The organism is Microseira wollei NIES-4236 (assembly GCF_020521235.1).
GTDB lineage: Bacteria > Cyanobacteriota > Cyanobacteriia > Cyanobacteriales > Aerosakkonemataceae > Microseira > Microseira wollei.
The window spans coordinates 1-753 of sequence record NZ_BLAY01000491.1; the positions used below are offsets into that span (position 1 = coordinate 1).

Genomic DNA, 753 nt, shown 5'->3' on the forward strand with positions numbered 1-753 from the left:
CGAACTCTCTGAAGAAGAATTAGTGGGAGCCGTGGGTGGGTATATAAGAAGGCCTCCTACGATGCAGCCTTTGTACGGGGTAATCTGGTGGCCTCCAAAACCATATCCAAAACCGCTACCGCAACCGCAGCCTTGTCCGGAGCCGATCGAGCCGATCTATCAAGCGTTGTATGGAGTGGTAATCGAGCCAATCGAGCCGTATCCACCGGCGCAAGCGGAGTACGGAGTTGTGATTATTGATCCAAATCAATACTAACTCCATTTGCTAGTGACATCGAGCCAAAGAAACCCGGTTTCTGAGGGCTCGCCCAGAAGCAAACCAAGTACGTGCCAAAAATTACTGATAGCGCAAGTTGCTAGTTATAAACTTTGGCGTTGCTAATGGCTAATTGCTAATTGCTAATATAGTATTTTTACTGACATTAGCCATTAGCCATTAGCCATTCTCTTCTATTTATGAGATAACTAGCAACTTGAGTTAATACAGGACTGACGCACGACGAGCGTATCATCAAAGTTTGTTGCTACAATCTCTAGTTGCCTTGACCGACGATTTTTCCAAGAAACTTTGGCGATCTCCGTAAGTCCTGTAAATAATTAAGCTGCCAAATTGGCAACCAGCCTTTGATTTTCTGAGATAGATTTTTGAGAACGGCTTACTTGCCAGATCAATCTAGAGAGAGCGAGTGTATGCACGCGATCAATCACAGCAGAAAGCAGCGAGGTAAGTCGGTTTTTTTTACTAGCTAAGGA

At 44.9% G+C, this 753-nt stretch carries 1 pseudogene; it reads left to right on the top strand.

The annotated features are described in order from the left end of the window. Window positions 1-256: pseudogene (locus MiSe_RS49435) on the top strand (hypothetical protein); the annotation flags it as partial. Between the last annotated feature and the right edge of the window lie 497 nt (window positions 257-753).